Origin of the sequence: Pistricoccus aurantiacus, assembly GCF_007954585.1 — a bacterium.
GTDB lineage: Bacteria > Pseudomonadota > Gammaproteobacteria > Pseudomonadales > Halomonadaceae > Pistricoccus > Pistricoccus aurantiacus.
Genome location: NZ_CP042382.1, coordinates 41,611 through 58,213, shown reverse-complemented (window position 1 = coordinate 58,213; position 16,603 = coordinate 41,611). Strand labels below are relative to the sequence as shown.

Here is a 16,603-nt window from a genome sequence, read left to right as displayed (position 1 = left end):
GCTGCGCTGGCACCTGGCCCAAGGTCTCATGACGATCTTGCATAGCCGATGGCGTTATTTGTGACACAGTAGTACTAGCCTATGCGGCCAGGCTGAATTAACGCTGAACAGCGATGAGTGTTACCCCTTGTCGCATTGCTAAGTTGCAAAAAATCTGCCATTCACCCTGTATCAAGAGTCATGCGTATAGTTTTATATGCTTGATTCTTCGATGCCACGTATGTAGTTTTCGTCTAATTTGGGTCAAATTATTTTCTTGATAGGAAGAGCAAAGGAGTGGAAAACGATGCGAATGTCAAAGGCATCATTGCTGCTTTTTTCAGGATTAGTGCTTAGTGGTTGCGGAGAAGAAAAAGTGGATGGGCGATGGTATACCCAGTCTCAAGTCGACCGAGGAAAAACAGTATTCGTGGAAAATTGTGCTGAATGTCATGGCAGGAGCGCGCAAGGAACCTTCAATTGGAGAAAGCCATCAGCCGATGGTTCCTATCCGCCCCCGCCCCTCAATGGCTCCGCTCACGCCTGGCACCACTCCCGCGACATGTTGATGCGTACCATCAATCAGGGCGGCGCCCCCATAGGGGGACAAATGCCAGCGTTCGAGGACAAGCTCTCCAAGGAAGAAAAGAAAGCCACCATCGCCTACTTCCAGAGCAAATGGAACAAGCGAATCTACGATGCATGGCTCGATAGGGGTGGGCTCTAATCTATCCGACAATCGAATCGCGAAAAGGAGTGCAGCGGGTGATGCTCTCGGCTCAACCTGACAAAAATCAATATTCTGTTCAGCACTTTCAGTTTATTTTCAGATATAACATCTAACCTGAGAGTGCTTGGTTATAAAGCCATTCAAAGCAAAGGAGAGTGTTATGAAAAAGTACGTCTTCACCGGTGTCATGGCGGCCTTGTTGACCTTGCCCTTGGCCCATGCCCAGCAGGAGGCTTCATCCAACCAGCAAGACGCTGGCCCAGGGATGAAACAAGGCATGAGTCGAGGCATGAGTCAAGGCATGGGGATGATGGATCAGGGCGACATGCAGCAGCGTATGCAGGCGATGCAAGGCACGATGCAGCAACTCCACAACACGCAGGATCCGCAGCAGCGTCAGCAATTGATGCAACAGCACATGCAGCAAATGCAGCAGATGCACCAGTCCATGGGTGGCATGATGAGTGGCGGCATGGGCCAGAACATGCAGAACATGGACCCCGAGCAACGTCAGGAAATGATGCAGCAGCGCATGAACATGATGCAGGGCATGCAGCAGCAGATGATGGAGCACATGCAGGCCCTGCAAGACATGCAGAACGATAGCGAATAGCCGTCAACTCACCCACGTAGCGCCCCGGTGATGATTATTACCGGGGCATTTCTCTGTCTGCTACCCCAGATGCAGCCACTGCTTCAAGGCCCTTCGATAGCGTGAGGGCGCCACCTTCCAGGCCACGGGAAGCAGGGTGATGCCACCGAGGGCAAGCACCGTCAGCCCAACACGTTGCAAATCGCCGGAGGCAAACTCGTCTCCGAAGTGGGCCAGCAGAAAGCTCGCCGGCAAGATGCCCATCAAGGTAGCAAGCGCGAAGCGCCAGAGTTTGAGCGGCGTCAGCCCAGCAGCATAGCTGATGAGGTCGAAGGATAGGAAAGGCATCAGTCGCGAGACGAACACGATGGTCATCAAGGCATTTTGCGAGGTGATAAAGCGGTCAAGCCATCCCGGTGAGGGCCGTTTACCCAACCAGGCTTTCAAGGCGTCATAACCGATAAGGCGCGCGATGGCGAAGGCGATTAGCGCGCCAGCCTCGGCGCCGATGGCCACGTAAAGGGTGCCCCAGACATGACCATAAGCCGCACCGGCGGCCAGCGCGATCGGGGCGCTGGGGATCGGGCTCATGACGATGGCTAGCGCCATCAGGCCCATGACCAGTGTCGGTCCGAAGGGGCCAAGGCGTCCCACTGCCTGTTCGAGGGTCTCGCCGTCGAGCAAGACGTCCAGTACGCCGGTACGCCACAACACGAGCGTCGTGGCGAGAAAAACGGCAAGTAGGGTGGCACCCAGGACGATTCGCTGCCAACGGAAGCGGGAAGAGGGGAGGGCTCGTCGATCTTCCTCTTCCAGCTGCCGAGTCATCAGTACTTCCCCTTTTCTGCCGTCAGGCGCGGTCAAGGTCGCGAGACCCTGACCGCCACCAATTATCTCGCTAGCGGTTACTTGAGAGGCGCTTTTTTCCACAGGAAATACGCCGCCGGCAATACCAACAGTGTCAGCAGCACCGCGCTTATCATTCCCCCGACCATCGGGGCGGCGATCCGCCTCATCACCTCGGAGCCCGTACCCGAGCCATACATGATGGGTAGCAGGCCCATAATGACGGCGGCGGCGGTCATCATCACTGGGCGAACGCGCAACCCGGCGCCATGCAGCACCGCATGGCGCAATGTCTCCGCTCGCGGTTCCACCTCATGATGACGACACCGTTCCAGCATCTCGCGGTAGGCCTGATTCAGGTAGACCAGCATGATGACGCCGATCTCGACGGCGACCCCGGCCAGGGCGATGAAGCCGACCCCAACGGCCACGGAGAAATTGTAGCCCAGCAGGTACATCAGCAGGATGCTGCCCACCATCGCCAGTGGCAAGGTACCCATGATGATGGCCACTTCAGTGAAGCTCCGGAAGTTCATGTACAGCAATATGATGATGATGGCCAAGGTCAGGGGCACGACATAGGTCAGCTTGGCCTTGGCGCGCTGCATGTACTCGTACTGGCCGGACCAGGTGACGGAGTAACCGGCAGGCAGGTCGAGCTCGTCACGCACCACTTCTTGAGCCTGCTGCACATAACTGCCGATATCCACGTCCGCGATATCGACGAAGGTCCAGCCATTGAGGCGGGCGTTCTCGCTCTTGATGCCTGGCGGCCCGTCCTCCACCACGACCGCCGCCACATCGCCCAGCGAAATACGCTGGCCGTCCGGGGTGACGATCGGCAGCAGGGAGAGCTGCTCGGGAGAGCTGCGGTAATCCTGGGGATAGCGCAGATTAACCGGATAGCGCTCCAGTCCTTCCACCGTTTGCGTGACATTCATGCCACCGATCGCCGTCGAGACGACCTGCTGCACGTCGGCGATATTGAGCCCGTAGCGAGCGGCCTTTTCACGGTCGATATCCGCCTTGATGTAACGACCGCCGGCGACCCGCTCCGAATACACCGACGCGGTACCCGGCACATCGGCGAGGATCGTCTCGAGCTGCTGGCCGATGCCCTGGATGGTCTTCAAGTCGGGGCCGGCGACCTTGATGCCCACCGGGGTCTTGATACCGGTGGCCAGCATGTCGATGCGCGTCTTGATCGGCATCACCCAAGCGTTCGTCACCCCCGGGAACTTCACCAGGCTATCCAGTTCCTGCTTGAGCTTCTCGGTGGTCATGCCTTCCCGCCACTCCTCCCGAGGCTTGAGCTGGATGAACGTTTCGATCATGGTGAGCGGCGCCGGATCCGTGGCGGTTTCGGCACGCCCGATCTTGCCGAATACCGTTTTTACCTCCGGGACGGTATAGATCAGCTTGTCCATCTGCTGCAGCAGTTCGCGCGCCTTGCCGATGGAGATGCCCGGATAGGTGGTGGGCATGTACATCAAGTCGCCTTCATCCAAATCAGGAATAAACTCACTGCCGATCTGGGTCGCCGGCCAGAGCCCGATCACGGCGACGACCACCGCGCCGGCCAGGGTCGACTTGGGGAAACGCAAGACCCCGCGCAATACCGGCATGTACAGGGCAATCAGCAGCCGGTTGATTGGGTTCTTGTGTTCCGGCAACACCTTGCCGCGGATGAAGTAGCCCATCAGCACCGGCACCAGGGTCACGGCCAGGGCGGCCGAGGCCGCCATGGCATAGGTCTTGGTGAAGGCCAGCGGCGAGAACATACGACCTTCCTGGGCCTCCAGGGTGAACACCGGCACGAAGCTGACGGTGATGATCAGCAAGCTGAAGAACAGCGCCGGACCCACTTCGCTGGCGGACTCCGCCACGATTCTCCAGCGGTTCTCCCGGGTCAGCGGCGTTCGCTCCATGTGCTTGTGCATGTTTTCGATCATCACGATGGCGCCATCGATCATGGCGCCGATGGCGATGGCGATACCGCCGAGGGACATGATATTGGCGTTGATGCCTTGCAGGTGCATGACGATAAAGGCAGCCAGGATGCCCACGGGCAGACTGACGATGGCCACCAGAGAAGAGCGGACATGGAAAAGAAAGACCACGCACACCAGGGCGACGACGATAAACTCTTCCAACAACTTGTACCCGAGATTCTCTACCGCGCTATCGATCAGGCCGGAGCGGTCGTAGACAGGAACGATCTCGACCCCCTCGGGCAGGCCTTGCTTGAGCTCCTCGAGCTTGGCCTTGACCCCCTTGATAGTCGTTTGCGCGTTCTCACCGAAACGCATGACCACAATGCCGCCGACGGTTTCGCCTTCGCCATTGAGCTCCGCCAGACCGCGACGCATCTGGGGCCCCAAGCTGATGTCAGCCACATCCTTCAACAGCAGCGGCGTGCCGTTGGCGTCCAATCCCAGGGGAATGCCGGCAAGATCCTCGACGCTCTGGATATAGCCGGTAGCGCGAATCATGTATTCGGCCTCGGCCATTTCCACCACCGAGGCGCCGACTTCCTGATTGCCCCGCTCGATCGCCACCTGGATTTTCGACAGCGGAATGTCGAAGGCCCGTAGCTTTTCCGGGTCGACCTGCACCTGGTATTGCTTGACCATGCCGCCGATGGCCGCAACCTCGGATACCCCCGGCACGGTTTGCAGCTCGTACTTGAGGAACCAGTCCTGCAGGCTGCGCAGCTGGCTGATGTCGTGTTCACCGGTCCTGTCCACCAGGGCGTAGAGATAGACCCAGCCCACGCCGGTGGCATCCGGGCCGAGTTGCGGTCGGGCGTTGGAAGGCAGCGTCGGCGCCACCTGACTCAGGTATTCCAGGACACGGCTGCGGGCCCAGTAGGGGTCGGTCTCTTCGTCGAAGATCACATAGACGTAAGAGTCACCGAAGAACGAGTAGCCGCGTACCGTCACCGCCCCCGGTACCGACAGCATCGCAGTGGTCAGCGGGTAGGTGACCTGATCTTCCACCACCTGAGGTGCCTGGCCGGGGTAACTCGTCTTGACGATCACCTGGACATCGGACAGATCGGGAAGCGCATCGACAGGGGTATTCTTCAGGGAAAATAGTCCGCCACCGATCACGATGAAGGTGGCCAGCAACACGAAAAAGCGATTGCTGATGGACCAGCGAATAATAGATTCAATCATGGTGCCTTTCCTTATTCGCTATCGCTTTCCATGGAGTTGGAGTGATCCATTCCCGTGTGCTCGTCCTGATCCATTTCTTCCTGGGCTTGGGTGGTATCGCCTTCCATCACGTGACCCATTCCCGCGTGGTCGTCCTGATCCATTTCCTCCTGGGCCTGAGCGGTGACGCTTTCGTCATGGTTCATACGCAGGAAATCCGAGGTCTTGCTGGATTCGGAATCCAGCAGGAACTGCGCGGAGGTGACGATGCGCTCACCGACCGACAGCCCGTCGAGAATCTCGACGATATCCTCACCGACGCGACCGACTTTCACCTCGACCGACTTGAACTTGCCACCCCCCAGGGCCAGAACGACCCGGTTCTGCCCACCGGTACGGATAAGCGCCTCTCGAGGGATCTGCTGGGCGGTGTTATCGCCGCGGCTATGAATCGCCAGTTGCATGAACATGTTGGGCTTGAGCAGCCTGTCGCTATTGTCGAGCCGCGTCCTGACCTGGGCCGTGCGAGTCTTGCTATTCAACGTCGGATAGATGTAATCCACCGTGCCGTTCCAGGTCTCCCCGGGCAGATACTCCGAGGTGAGCGTGACTTCATCACCCTCTTCGACGAGCGCCGCCTGTCGCTCGAATACTTCGCCCACTACCCAGACTTCCTCCAATGCACCGATCGACAACATGGTGGTGCCAGGTTGGACGAAGAACCCCTCACGGACATTCAGGTTATCGATGACCCCATCCTGCGGGGCGAAAAGGGTCACGGACTGATTGACCCGCTTCGAGGCCTTGACTGATCGAATCGTAGAAGCAGGCACCTGTAACGCTTCCAGTCGTTCTTCCGCGGCCTGTATCAGTCGCGGATTGCCGCGATTGATGGCCAACACTAGCTCTTCTTGCGCGTTCACCAGGGTAGGGGAATAGATATCGTAAAGCGGCTCACCTTTTTTAACCGGATCACCTTCCGACTTGACATACAGTTTTTCTATCCAACCTTCGACCCGCGGGTGGATATGCACCAATTGGTCTTCGTCGTACTTCACATAGCCGATCGTTCTTATCTCCGAATCGAAAACGCCTTTCTTTACCTGGGCCGTGCGTACACCCAGGTTGTTTTCGACAGCCGGTGAAATACGCACGACCCCGGCACCGTCGTCTTGCGCTGTAGTTTCTTCTTCATAGACGGGAATCAAATCCATCCCCATGGGAGATTTTCCCGGCTTGTCTCGCTTGTAATTGGGATCCATGGGTGCCACCCAATAAAGGGGCTCCTGACTCTCCTGCTCCTCGGCCAAGGGCTCTTTCATCAGCGTCGCATAAGCGCCATATCCCGCGACGCCAAGCGCGGCCCCCACCATCAACAACAGCACATACAGCACGATTCTTTTCATAGCGACCTCTTGATCAAAAAACACTAAATGGTTATTCAATGCCTGCGAGGTAATAATTAATTGCGGCGATCAACTGCTGGCGTGCGACCGCAATATTGAGAAATTCGATCTTGGTATCAAGCTCGTCGATATAGGCTCTTACCGCCTCGGCAAAGTCGCCGTCGTCATTGTTATAGGCCTCAAGGGACGCTTCCGCTTGCTCATTGAGTTGGGGGATAAGCCGCTTGTTATAGAGGGCCATGCGTTCATTCAAGCGAATCAATTTGACCTTGCTCTGCTCGAGCTTGGCCAGCATATTTCTCAGCAGGAGGGCTTTATCCGTCTTGATGGATTCCGCTCTTGCAGTCGCCGCTACCACTTCCTTGTCTTGTTTCTTTTGCGTAAAAACAGGGAGGTCGAAAGCCACCCCAGCGGTGAAAAGATCCGCTCTCTCGTTTCCTTGAGGATCCGCATCTCGATAACCATATTTTGCCATCACACTCCATTCCGGCCGGTATTTCTGATAGGCCAGGTCGATACCGGTTTTTACCGCTTCGATCTCCATATCCAGGGCTTTAACGGCAGGGTGACGCACCAACACCTGCCCCGCTTCTTGTCTGGAAAGCTGTGTCGATGCTTGGGCGAGCTTTGGCATGGCCAAGGTAAGCTCGGGCAACTCGCTAACAAGCGGTTGTGAGACGGCTTCCTGGCCTATCCATTCCGACAAGAGCTGCTTGGACGCTTCCATCTGCTGATTCAGTGATGTCAGGCGATCATCCAGTCGGATCAACTCCAGTTGGGCGCGAATCACATCCTGTTGACGTGCCGCTCCCAGCGCCGAGGCGTAGTTGATCTGGGTCACATCGACGAGCTGCTCGAAAAGATCCCTATCTTTCTCGATGAGCATGATGGTCTGTTGTGACTGGTAAGCCTCGAGCCATAGCTGGCTTACCGTCGCCGCTACCTTCGCTTTGCGATCCTGCCTCATGAAGGGGTGCTGACGTCCGAGCTGGCGCTTCTGCCGTTCCAACAGTGCCAAGGTGTCACCGCGTGGGAACATCTGGGTGATACCGACACTGAATTGCGTCATGCCTTCTTGACCGGTATCGAAGGTATCGACAGGCAGGTTGGCTGCAGAGAGAGACACGACGGGGTCGGGTAGTGTGCCAGCCGAGGTTGCCTCGGCTTCCAGTGCGTCCTGGGTGTATTGACTGCCGCTCAGCCAGGGATCGCGAGCCTGGGCGATTGCAATCGCCTGTGACAGCTCGAGACCGTCTTCCTCACCCCAAGCGGGTATCGCGACGGCGATACCCATCAGTAACGTCAGTACCGACGTGTTCAAGCATTGCTTCATAGATGTTGTTCCCTGGCCTTGATCCTGTGAAATGAATTATCGGTTTTAATGTCCGGTATGACGGCTAGGCCAGGATGGTGACTAATAGAGATGTATCAAATCAATCTATTAAGGAGGAGAGTCGTCTCACTGTCCTCCTTACTCTACCGGGCATATTGAGTCATACCAGGGCAATTTTTGCTTTTTTTAGGCTCGACCTTCGTTGCCTTATCACCAGTCGAGACGACGACCTATCCTGTCCTTGTTATCGTGATAAGTGGAAGTGTCTGCTTTTAAAGAAGGCTTGGGGCTTGGCTCATAGTTCTTGTTAAGCGAAGCGTATGGCCGAGTTTTTGATATCGCATCGCTTTGTCCCAGGGTATTGCTTTGCCGAAACGATTCGACAAACTTGTTACCCCGATGGCTGGTATTCCCTGTTTGACTTTTTTTATTCCATGTACCGTTTGCTGAAGCGGCTGATTCGTTTTGACGTTGCATGTCATGGGTCATCTGCGCAGACTGACCCGCCTTGTTTTCATAGGGCATATCAGCCAGCGCTAGTGAAGCGGAAGATAAGCCGATAATTGAAACACTAATGGCAGCGAGTTGCTTGAGTGACATCATGGTGAACCTCCTGTTTTTTCAGTACAGGGGTACTATGCAGGCTCTTCCTGAAGCTACGCTGAAAGAAGGAAGAATGGGATGAAAAAATTACTTAAGGTAAGCGGATCGTCATGACCTAGCGGATTTTGGCAGCCATAACATTGAGGCAGGCCAAGATAATAATGGAAGTTTAAAAGCAGAGGGATCAGTACTCGTTACGAAGCGCATTGTAGCGGCAATCCCCCGACCCATTCTTATAATGAGTGCCATGATCCAATTACGCTTTGATTGCTTTCCAGCATTCAGGCTTTGGTGTTTGAGCTGGATTATTTTTGAGGCTTCGTAGGATCTTGGACCCTTCCAAGGGTATTTTGGGTGACGATCCTTGAACCGCAAGCCGTTTGGCTCTTTGTCACTGCGAAGGGGAATATTCTGAAAGCGAAGGCAGGCGAGGGGAAAGCGATTAAGCACAAGTGACACCCAGACCGACTCGCCATTAGAGGAATCTGTCTGGGTGGTTCATGAAAGAAGGGAGCGTTAGCCCGGATATTGCACCAGACATGCAAAAAGCGGCTGAAAATCGGTTATAATTCAAGCTCCTATACAAGAACCAACCGACTCAGCCGCCATGACAAAATGTACCACGCCGACCGCCGCCTTTCCACGCTGCAAAGGCCGTCAGATCCTCGCCAGCTTCGATGGCGGTGACGTCACCTCCGACGGCGGCATCCTGCTGCTGCGGCAGATGGATCGTGAGGTGGGCCTGACTCGCGCCGTCGCCCGCCGGATCAGCGATGATCGTGACCCGCAGCGCTGCCTGCATCGCACCGAAACTCTGGTCCGGCAACGCGTGTTCGGCCTGGCGATGGGCTATGAAGATCTCAACGACCACCATGCCCTGCGTCATGACATCGCCCTACAGACCGCCGTCAATACTGATGGCGTGCTGGCCAGCCAGTCGACCCTGTGTCGCTTCGAACAGCAGGCCGGCCGGGATTGGGCGGTCGCCATCCACGAGGAGATGATCGAGCAGTTCATCCGTTCGTTCCGGCAGCCGCCCAAGAAGCCGCTCTACCTCGACTTCGATGCCACCGATGACCGGGTGCACGGCCAGCAGCTCGGGCGGCACTTCAACGGCTACTACGACCATTACATCTTCCTGCCGCTGTTCGTGTTCTGTGGTGATCAGCTGCTGGTCAGCTACCTGCGCCCGGCCTCGCTGGATGCCGCTCACCACGCCGGTGCCATCCTCGCTCTGCTGGTCCGGCGGCTGCGCCAGGCATGGCCCGATGTGAAGATCGTCTTCCGTGGCGACAGCGGCTTCTGCCGCCCGCTGATCCTCAATTGGTGCGACCGCCACGGCGTCGATTACATCATCGGCATCGCCGGCAACCAGCGCCTGGCCAAGCTGGCTCTAGACATCGACTACGCGTCGGCCATCCGCTTCGAGAAGACCTGGGAGAAGCAGCGTGTCTTCGGCTTCATCAAGTACGCCGCCGGCAGTTGGAACAAACGCCGACGACAGGTGATCGTCAAGTCCGAGACCACACGGCGCGGCTTCAACACCCGCTATGTGGTCACCAACCTGCGGGGTTGCAGCGCCGAATGGCTCTACGATAATCGCTACTGCGCCCGGGGCGAGATGGAGAACCGCATCAAGGAGCAGCAGTTCCTGTTCTCCGACCGCACCAGTTGTCACGAGTGGTGGCCCAACCAGTACCGGCTGCTGCTCTCGGGGCTGGCCTACCTGCTGCTGGAACGGATGCGTCGGGTTTACCTCAAACGCACCGCCTTCGCCCAAGCCCAGGTCAACACCATCCGCCTGAAGCTGCTGAAGATCGGCGCCGTCATTACCCGCAACACGCGCACTATCCGGTTGATGCTGAGCAGCCAGTATCCCGAGCAAGACCTTTTCCTGACGCTGGCCAGCAAGTTGGTGCCGGGATAGCGTCGCAGCGTGCTGTCCCCGGCACAGAAAAGACATGGGGGTTGGGGGAAGTGCGCCCTGAAGCCAGGAAATTGATCAAGAAATAGCCAATCTCAACCCCGATCGCCATCATCCCCACCGAGCCTGGAATCTGGGAGCGTCTGGCCGGCCCGGTGCAATATCCGGGTTAGGCGTGGTTCAATACCAAGCGCGCAACCCTATCACGAAGGCCGTCGAGAAAGTTGGTTCACCCATTTCCTCGGCGATGTCCTTGGTCTCGCCGTACTTCCGATCCCAGCGCACACCGATATAGGGCGCGAACTCCCGGCGTATCTCGTAGCGCAGCCGCAGGCCCATCTCGGTACTGGTGATCCCGCTGCCCAGGTCGTACTCGGGCTCGTCCTGGGCCGAGGCCTTGATACCGATTCGCGGCTGCAGTACCAGCCGCTGGGTGAGCAGCAGGTCGTACTCGAACTCGGCGCTGGCGCTGACGTCGCCATCCTCGCTGAGGTAGGCTTCCAGGTCGGTTTCGAACCAGTAAGGCGCCAGCCCTTCGAGTCCCAGCATCAGGAACCCGCGGTCGGGGTTGGGATTGGTGTCATAGCGCACCCCGCCTTGCACATGCCAATAAGGCCATATCTTGTAGGCATAGCTCGCCTCGAACTGGCTGGCTTCGATGGAACCATCGCCCACGGGTCCCTCGCCCTCGGTTTCCCACCAGAACTTGTGGTAGTCGCCGCCGATCCAGCCCTGGGCGTCCCATAGGTAGGTCTGGCCATCCTCGCTGTCGCCGTACTCGAAGCGATCGAGACGCGAAAACGCAAGAATCTTGTCGTCCATGGTCGGCTTTTCTTTCCAGCCTTTTGGCGCACCGCTCGAGGGCTCGATCGGCCCCTCCGGCACGACGCTGTCCAGGCTCGCCTTGCCGTGGGAATCGGCCTGTACGGTGCCGGCCAGTCCCAGACCGGTGACAAACAGCAAAGAAGGCACCCATGATTGCTTAAGCATTGTCGGCTCCCGGCAAGTTGCTGACACGTACCACGCGGAACATGCCGCGTTCGAGGTGATAAAGCAGGTGGCAATGAAACGCCCAGCGCCCTGGCTCGACGGCGCTGATCAATAGCGAGACTCGCTCCCCCGCCCGGACGCTGATGGTGTGTTTCTTGGGCAAATGCTCGCCCTGGCCGTTCTCGAGTTCCATAAACATCCCGTGCAGGTGCATGGGATGCTCCATCATGGTGTCGTTGACCATGATCAAACGCACCCGCTCGCCGTAGGGGAAATCGATCACCTTGGAGTCCGAGTACTCCACGCCATCGAAGGACCACATGTAGCTGTTCATGTTGCCGGTGAGATGAAGCTCCACGGTATGCGTCGGTGCACGCTTGTCGCTCATCGGCTCGATGCTGCGCAGCTGACTGTAAGTCAGCACCCGATGCGCGACGTCCTCGAGCCCCGCCCCCCGCTCGCCGAGGCGTCGGCGCTGAACCTTGGCGATGGTGGCGTTGCCTGCGCCATGGTGGTCCGGGCCATGCTGGGCCACCACCGGCCCCGCCGCTTCCTTGATGGCAACGCTATCGCCCTCCAGGCGGGTATTGGGCTTTTTCCCCGGCCCCATGATCAGCATGTTGCGCTTCATGCCCATGTCCACCAGGGTGCGCTGGGGCTGGGCGCGCAGCGCCGGCACCGGCGCGCTCATGCCCAGGCGCGGCGCCAGGGTACCGCGGGCATAGCCGCTGCGGTCCATGGATTCCGCCATCAAGGTGTAGGCCTTGTCTTCTCTTGGCTCGACGACGATATCGTAGGTTTCGGCGACGCCGATCTGGAACTCGTCGGTTTCCACCGGCTCGATGCTTGGGCCATCCGCCGCCACCACGGTCAGCGGCAATCCCGGAATGCGGAAATTGAAATACGTCATCGATGAAGCATTGATCACTCGCAGGCGTATCCGCTCGCCGGGCCGGAACAGGGCGTTCCAGTTGGCCTCCGGATGCAGGCCATTCATCAGGTAGCTGTAGGTGTGACCGGTGACATCGGCGATACCTCGAGGGTTCATACGCATCTTGCCCCAGGCTTGCCGATCCTTCAGGGTCTTCGCCCAGCCCGAGCGGGCCACGTCTTCCACGAAGTCTTCCACGGTGCGCTTGTTGAAATTGTAGTAGCCGCTCATCTTCTTGAGCTGGGCCATTACTCGGGCGGGATCCTCGAAGGTCCAGTCGTTGAGCACGACCACGTAATCGCGATCCGCCTGAATGGAGTCCGGCTCGGCGGGATGAATGACGATCGGCCCGGTCTGTCCGATCTGCTCCTGAAGCCCCGTGTGGCTGTGGTACCAGTAGGTGCCGTACTGGCGCACCGGGAAACGGGCCTCGAAACTGTCACCGGGTTGGATACCCGGGAAGGCCACACCGGGCACACCATCCATCTGAAAAGGCAACAGAATACCGTGCCAGTGGATGGAGGTGGATTCGTTCATCAGGTTGTGTACGCGCAGCCGGGCCTCGTGCCCCTCCCAGAGCTCGAGCAGCGGCCCAGGGATGGAGTGGTTGATGGTGATCGCCGAGGGCGCGTGGCCGCCGGCGATACCGATGCCTTCGCGGCGTATATAGAAATCCTGGGTAACCGAGCGTGGCCTTCCCCCGGGTACGCGGGCATCCCCGGCGAGGTGGCGCTCGGCCCCCGCACCGGCGCGGGCATAGCCAGGCAGGAACGTTTCGAGTCCTGCCAGTAGGCCGGTTGCCGCCATGGCTTGCAGCAAGCGTCGGCGCTCTTGATGATGAGGAGTGTCGGTCATATCGCACCTCCTTCCTTCTCGGGGTTGGCTAGCTCGATATATTGCTGCTCGGAAAGTTCGGGCAGGCGCTGCAAGAACGCCACCACCTCCCAGATTTCCTTGTCTGCATGGCTTTCGCCCCAGGCCGGCATGCCGGACATCTTGATACCGTGGTCGATAATCCAGAATTGTTCCGCGGGTGCCCAATCATCTTCTTCAGTCAGGTTGGGAGGCGGGGGGTTAAGCCCTTTATGCAGCGCGGTGCTATCGGTTCCCGGCTTGAGGTGACAAGCGACACACATCTCCTCGTAGGTACGCGCGCCCCGAGCAATCATTTGAGAATCGTCGAGGTTGGGTACGCGGATAGCATCGCTGCGCGCCTCGACGGAATAATGCATGGTGGTATGGGTCGCCCACCTCGTCAGTGCCGCGTGAGGAACGCTGGCGGCGACGTTGTAAAAGCCGCTGTAGATGAAAAGGATACCGGCGACGACCAGTAACAGGAGCATCAATAACATTCCGTATAGCACTCGCATTAGGCTTCCTCCGATGAAGGCTTGGTAGAGCTATCATGCTGTTTTTATGACTGTTTTAATGTAGAAATGGCGTTATGTTGGCTAAGAATAGGGATGTTTGAAGGCCAAAAAAGCCCTGTCAAAGCGGTGATCATTCGGATGGAACGTCTCTGCTTCGACAGGGCCTGCAACTTACCTCATTGCTCAGGGTTGGCGGCGGAATCGGTGGCCTCGGCTTCTGGAGACGTCTCGTCTTTGTCGGACTCATAGTCTAGAGAAGGGGTATCCTCGCTACCGCTGGTAGCAGCACCTTGACCTTGGTTGAGTTCATCTTCCTGGTTGCCTTTGGCTTGCGGGTTGGCGGCGGATTCGGTCGCCTCGGCTTCTGGAGACATCGCGTCTGTGAGGTGGACCCCATCAGCTGGACAGCTTGAAGGTGTTACTAAGCTCTGACCTCTTTGTTTACCCGGCTCAAGCTGCCAGGGTCACGGATGGCTGGTAATACACCTCGTCGGGTGTTTGATAATCATGGCTCTGATGGAACCGCTCCTGATTGTAGTGCCGGAAGTACCGGTTAAGCGCCTGTCTCAAGTGTCGCCCATCCTCGAAGGCGGTGAGGTAGATGCACTCATGTTTGACACTGCGCCAGAGGCGTTCCACGAAGATATTGTCATGGTAGCAGCCCTTGCCGTCCATGCTGATCCGGATGCCATGATGCTTGAGAACATCGGTGAAGGCTTCACTGGTGAACTGGACACCCTGATCCGTGTTGAAGATTTCCGGCGTTCCATGACGTTGCAGGGCCTCCTCCAGAGCATCAACGCAGAAGTCAGCGTCCAGGGTGTTCGAGACGCGCCAGGACAGCACCTTGCGAGTGTGCCAGTCCATGATGGCCACCAGGTACATGAAGCCCCGGGCCAGCGGCGCATACGTGATATCGGCGGCCCACACCTGGTTGGGCCGGTCGATCCGGCGCCCTTTGAGCAGGTAGGGATAAACCTTGTGCCCCTCGCCGGGAATGCTGGTTCTCGGACGCGGGTATACCGCCTGCAGGCCCATGGTGCGCATCAGTCGCTGGACTCGCTTGCGGTTTACCTGATAGCCCTGGCGCTGCAGGAACGCCCGCATTTTGCGAGACCCGTAATACGGCGTTTCCAGATGTTGCTGATCAAGTAGATACATGAGATTCAAATCCTTCTGACGCTGTTGCCGAGGACGGTAGTACACCGATGAGCGGCTCAATTTGAGCAATTCACATTGGCGCGTCATGCTGATATCAGGGTGGTCGCGCTCGATCATCGCCAACCGGCGTCGACGACTTACTGATCGAGCTTGCGCGATAAAAAATCGCGTTCCACCGTCAACCGGCCGATCTCGCGATAGAGTTCATCGGTGTTGGGCTCGTTGGACGGCTTGCCAGCCTTCTTCTTGCCTTCGAAGAGGTCAGGGGCATTTTCCAGCAGCTCGCGTTTCCAGGTGCTGACCATGGTCGGATGGATCTGGAAACGGGCGGCGATCTCGGAAGTGGTCTGGTCACCCTTGAGAGCGGCCAGGGCAACCTTGGACTTGAATGAAGCGCTGTACTGTTGGCGTTTCTTGCTCATGATTCTCCTCCTGAGGGAGATGATGAATCAGAGCTTAGGCACCTGTCCAAATTTCGGGGTCCAGTTCACACAGGCCACGCCGATGATACCGAGCTGCTTAAACATTTCTTTGGATAACATGCTAGTACCTCCTTGGTGCAGGGCGTCTCCACATCACGCAAAGCTGGCTTTTTCGCGCTTCTCCTTTTTTTATACGTTCGATCTTTCGACTAGTTCCTCTTCTTGTCTCGTCAACTGCGTTTTCTCCTCCCCCTGACGTTGAACGTAGGCTGTGTAGCTGAAACCAAGCTGAATATCTGGAAAATTCGCATCCAAAGGGCGAGCCACCAAAGGCTCGAACCTGATGGTGTACGCTTTGCTTGATAAACGTCAGAACCACATTCGGACGCCGACGACGATGCCGGTATCTTCCGTGGCATCCCCAGCGGCCCGGGCCAGGTCCGCCGTATCGCCGTAGGCTTTCTGCCAGTAGCCACCGATGTAAGGGGCGAACTTGCGGGATATTTCATAACGAAGGCGCATACCGGTGCGTAGCGTATTCAGTCCTTCACCCACGCCAAATTCCGGGACTTCACTTGCGGCGGCGACGACCTCCAGACGTGGTTGCAGGAACATTCGCTGCGTGAGGCGTAGGTCGTATTCGCTTTCCAGGCTGGCGGAGACATCGCCTTCGTCGCTGACGCGCAAATCGAGATCGGTCTCGAAGCGGTAGGGGGCGAAGCCGAGCAGGCTGATGACGCCAAAGTAGCGTTCGGGATGGTCGTTCGAGGCGATACCTCCCTGATAGCCGATACCGCCCTGCAGCTCCCAGAAGTCGGCGATCAGGCGGCTATACAGAAGGTCCAGGCTTTCGAACTCCGCGTCTTCACCGTCTCCTTGGGCATTTTCGCCTTCACCTTCTAGGTACAGCCGATTGACGTCGCCGCCGTACCAGGCCTGGAAGTCCCAGACCAGGGCGTCCTTGCCCTTGTCCGGCGAGGCGTATTCCAGACGATCGACCAAGAGCGTGGCAATCGGGTGTTCGGTGATCGGCGATGGCCAACTGGCCGGCGCATCATAGCCTTCCTGGGCCGTGGCTGGGGTGGCGGTCAGCAGAGTGGTCAGCACGACCGGCAAGGTGCCGGCACCGATAAATGCGTTTCCTGATTTCATGACGTT

14 protein-coding genes are annotated in these 16,603 nt (G+C 57.8%); 3 read left to right on the top strand and 11 right to left on the bottom strand.

Annotated elements, in window-relative coordinates; all coding sequences use genetic code 11:
* Positions 1-286: 286 nt before the first annotated feature.
* Entirely contained in the window at positions 287-706 is a 420-nt protein-coding gene (locus FGL86_RS00240) for a c-type cytochrome (RefSeq protein WP_147182720.1), read from the top strand.
* 163 nt (positions 707-869) lie between these two features.
* Positions 870-1,322: a hypothetical protein gene (locus tag FGL86_RS00235; RefSeq protein ID WP_147182719.1), complete on the top strand. Its 453-nt coding sequence runs from the start codon at positions 870-872 to the stop codon at positions 1,320-1,322.
* A gap of 60 nt (positions 1,323-1,382) precedes the next feature.
* On the opposite strand, the gene FGL86_RS00230 is transcribed toward FGL86_RS00235, so the two are convergent.
* The 5 genes from FGL86_RS00230 to FGL86_RS00210 form a co-directional block, all read right to left on the bottom strand.
* Positions 1,383-2,129, bottom strand: a complete 747-nt coding sequence (locus tag FGL86_RS00230) for a TVP38/TMEM64 family protein (RefSeq protein WP_147182718.1) — start codon at positions 2,127-2,129, stop codon at positions 1,383-1,385.
* 77 nt (positions 2,130-2,206) lie between these two features.
* Complete coding sequence (locus FGL86_RS00225) at positions 2,207-5,326, bottom strand: efflux RND transporter permease subunit (protein ID WP_147182717.1); 3,120 nt, start codon at positions 5,324-5,326, stop codon at positions 2,207-2,209.
* An 11-nt stretch (positions 5,327-5,337) separates the two neighbouring features.
* Entirely contained in the window at positions 5,338-6,711 is a 1,374-nt protein-coding gene (locus FGL86_RS00220; RefSeq protein ID WP_147182716.1) for an efflux RND transporter periplasmic adaptor subunit, read from the bottom strand.
* 31 nt (positions 6,712-6,742) lie between these two features.
* Positions 6,743-8,044, bottom strand: coding sequence for a TolC family protein (locus FGL86_RS00215; RefSeq protein ID WP_147182715.1), 1,302 nt, complete (start codon positions 8,042-8,044; stop codon positions 6,743-6,745).
* Between the two features lie 210 nt (positions 8,045-8,254).
* A complete protein-coding gene (locus tag FGL86_RS00210; RefSeq protein ID WP_147182714.1) occupies positions 8,255-8,647 on the bottom strand; it encodes a hypothetical protein in 393 nt (130 codons plus the stop codon).
* Positions 8,648-9,254: 607 nt separating this feature from the next.
* Between FGL86_RS00210 and FGL86_RS00205 the strand changes: the two genes are divergently transcribed.
* Positions 9,255-10,574 (top strand): IS1380 family transposase, encoded by a 1,320-nt coding sequence (locus tag FGL86_RS00205; protein WP_147182695.1) that lies wholly within the window; start codon positions 9,255-9,257, stop codon positions 10,572-10,574.
* A 177-nt stretch (positions 10,575-10,751) separates the two neighbouring features.
* Here the strand turns inward: FGL86_RS00205 and FGL86_RS00200 are convergent, their stop codons facing one another.
* The 6 genes from FGL86_RS00200 to FGL86_RS00175 form a co-directional block, all read right to left on the bottom strand.
* Positions 10,752-11,561 (bottom strand): copper resistance protein B, encoded by an 810-nt coding sequence (locus FGL86_RS00200; RefSeq protein ID WP_147182713.1) that lies wholly within the window; start codon positions 11,559-11,561, stop codon positions 10,752-10,754.
* Positions 11,554-13,347 (bottom strand): copper resistance system multicopper oxidase, encoded by a 1,794-nt coding sequence (locus FGL86_RS00195; RefSeq protein ID WP_147182712.1) that lies wholly within the window; start codon positions 13,345-13,347, stop codon positions 11,554-11,556. The genes FGL86_RS00200 and FGL86_RS00195 overlap by 8 nt, the downstream gene beginning before the upstream one ends.
* Entirely contained in the window at positions 13,344-13,835 is a 492-nt protein-coding gene (locus tag FGL86_RS00190) for a c-type cytochrome (protein ID WP_246131689.1), read from the bottom strand. Before FGL86_RS00190 ends, FGL86_RS00195 begins: the two co-directional genes overlap by 4 nt.
* A 203-nt stretch (positions 13,836-14,038) precedes the next feature.
* A complete protein-coding gene (locus FGL86_RS00185; protein WP_147182710.1) occupies positions 14,039-14,236 on the bottom strand; it encodes a hypothetical protein in 198 nt (65 codons plus the stop codon).
* Positions 14,237-14,312: 76 nt separating this feature from the next.
* A protein-coding gene (locus FGL86_RS00180; RefSeq protein WP_425468303.1) for an IS3 family transposase occupies positions 14,313-15,445 on the bottom strand; the annotation gives its coding sequence in 2 pieces (ribosomal slippage) (positions 14,313-15,190 and positions 15,190-15,445; 1,134 coding nt in all).
* A gap of 369 nt (positions 15,446-15,814) precedes the next feature.
* The gene (locus FGL86_RS00175; RefSeq protein ID WP_147182708.1) at positions 15,815-16,597 is read right to left on the bottom strand and encodes a copper resistance protein B; all 783 of its coding nucleotides are present in this window, start codon (positions 16,595-16,597) and stop codon (positions 15,815-15,817) included.
* Positions 16,598-16,603: the final 6 nt, after the last annotated feature.

What these genes read in the sequence shown, in the direction of transcription:
- FGL86_RS00240 (WP_147182720.1), top strand. Translation starts at nt 287, where the DNA reads ATGCGAATGTCAAAGGCATCATTGCTGCTTTTTTCAGGATTAGTGCTT.
- FGL86_RS00235 (WP_147182719.1), top strand. Translation starts at nt 870, where the DNA reads ATGAAAAAGTACGTCTTCACCGGTGTCATGGCGGCCTTGTTGACCTTG.
- FGL86_RS00230 (WP_147182718.1), bottom strand. Translation starts at nt 2,129, where the DNA reads ATGACTCGGCAGCTGGAAGAGGAAGATCGACGAGCCCTCCCCTCTTCC.
- FGL86_RS00225 (WP_147182717.1), bottom strand. Translation starts at nt 5,326, where the DNA reads ATGATTGAATCTATTATTCGCTGGTCCATCAGCAATCGCTTTTTCGTG.
- FGL86_RS00220 (WP_147182716.1), bottom strand. Translation starts at nt 6,711, where the DNA reads ATGAAAAGAATCGTGCTGTATGTGCTGTTGTTGATGGTGGGGGCCGCG.
- FGL86_RS00215 (WP_147182715.1), bottom strand. Translation starts at nt 8,044, where the DNA reads ATGAAGCAATGCTTGAACACGTCGGTACTGACGTTACTGATGGGTATC.
- FGL86_RS00210 (WP_147182714.1), bottom strand. Translation starts at nt 8,647, where the DNA reads ATGATGTCACTCAAGCAACTCGCTGCCATTAGTGTTTCAATTATCGGC.
- FGL86_RS00205 (WP_147182695.1), top strand. Translation starts at nt 9,255, where the DNA reads ATGACAAAATGTACCACGCCGACCGCCGCCTTTCCACGCTGCAAAGGC.
- FGL86_RS00200 (WP_147182713.1), bottom strand. Translation starts at nt 11,561, where the DNA reads ATGCTTAAGCAATCATGGGTGCCTTCTTTGCTGTTTGTCACCGGTCTG.
- FGL86_RS00195 (WP_147182712.1), bottom strand. Translation starts at nt 13,347, where the DNA reads ATGACCGACACTCCTCATCATCAAGAGCGCCGACGCTTGCTGCAAGCC.
- FGL86_RS00190 (WP_246131689.1), bottom strand. Translation starts at nt 13,835, where the DNA reads ATGCTCCTGTTACTGGTCGTCGCCGGTATCCTTTTCATCTACAGCGGC.
- FGL86_RS00185 (WP_147182710.1), bottom strand. Translation starts at nt 14,236, where the DNA reads ATGTCTCCAGAAGCCGAGGCGACCGAATCCGCCGCCAACCCGCAAGCC.
- FGL86_RS00175 (WP_147182708.1), bottom strand. Translation starts at nt 16,597, where the DNA reads ATGAAATCAGGAAACGCATTTATCGGTGCCGGCACCTTGCCGGTCGTG.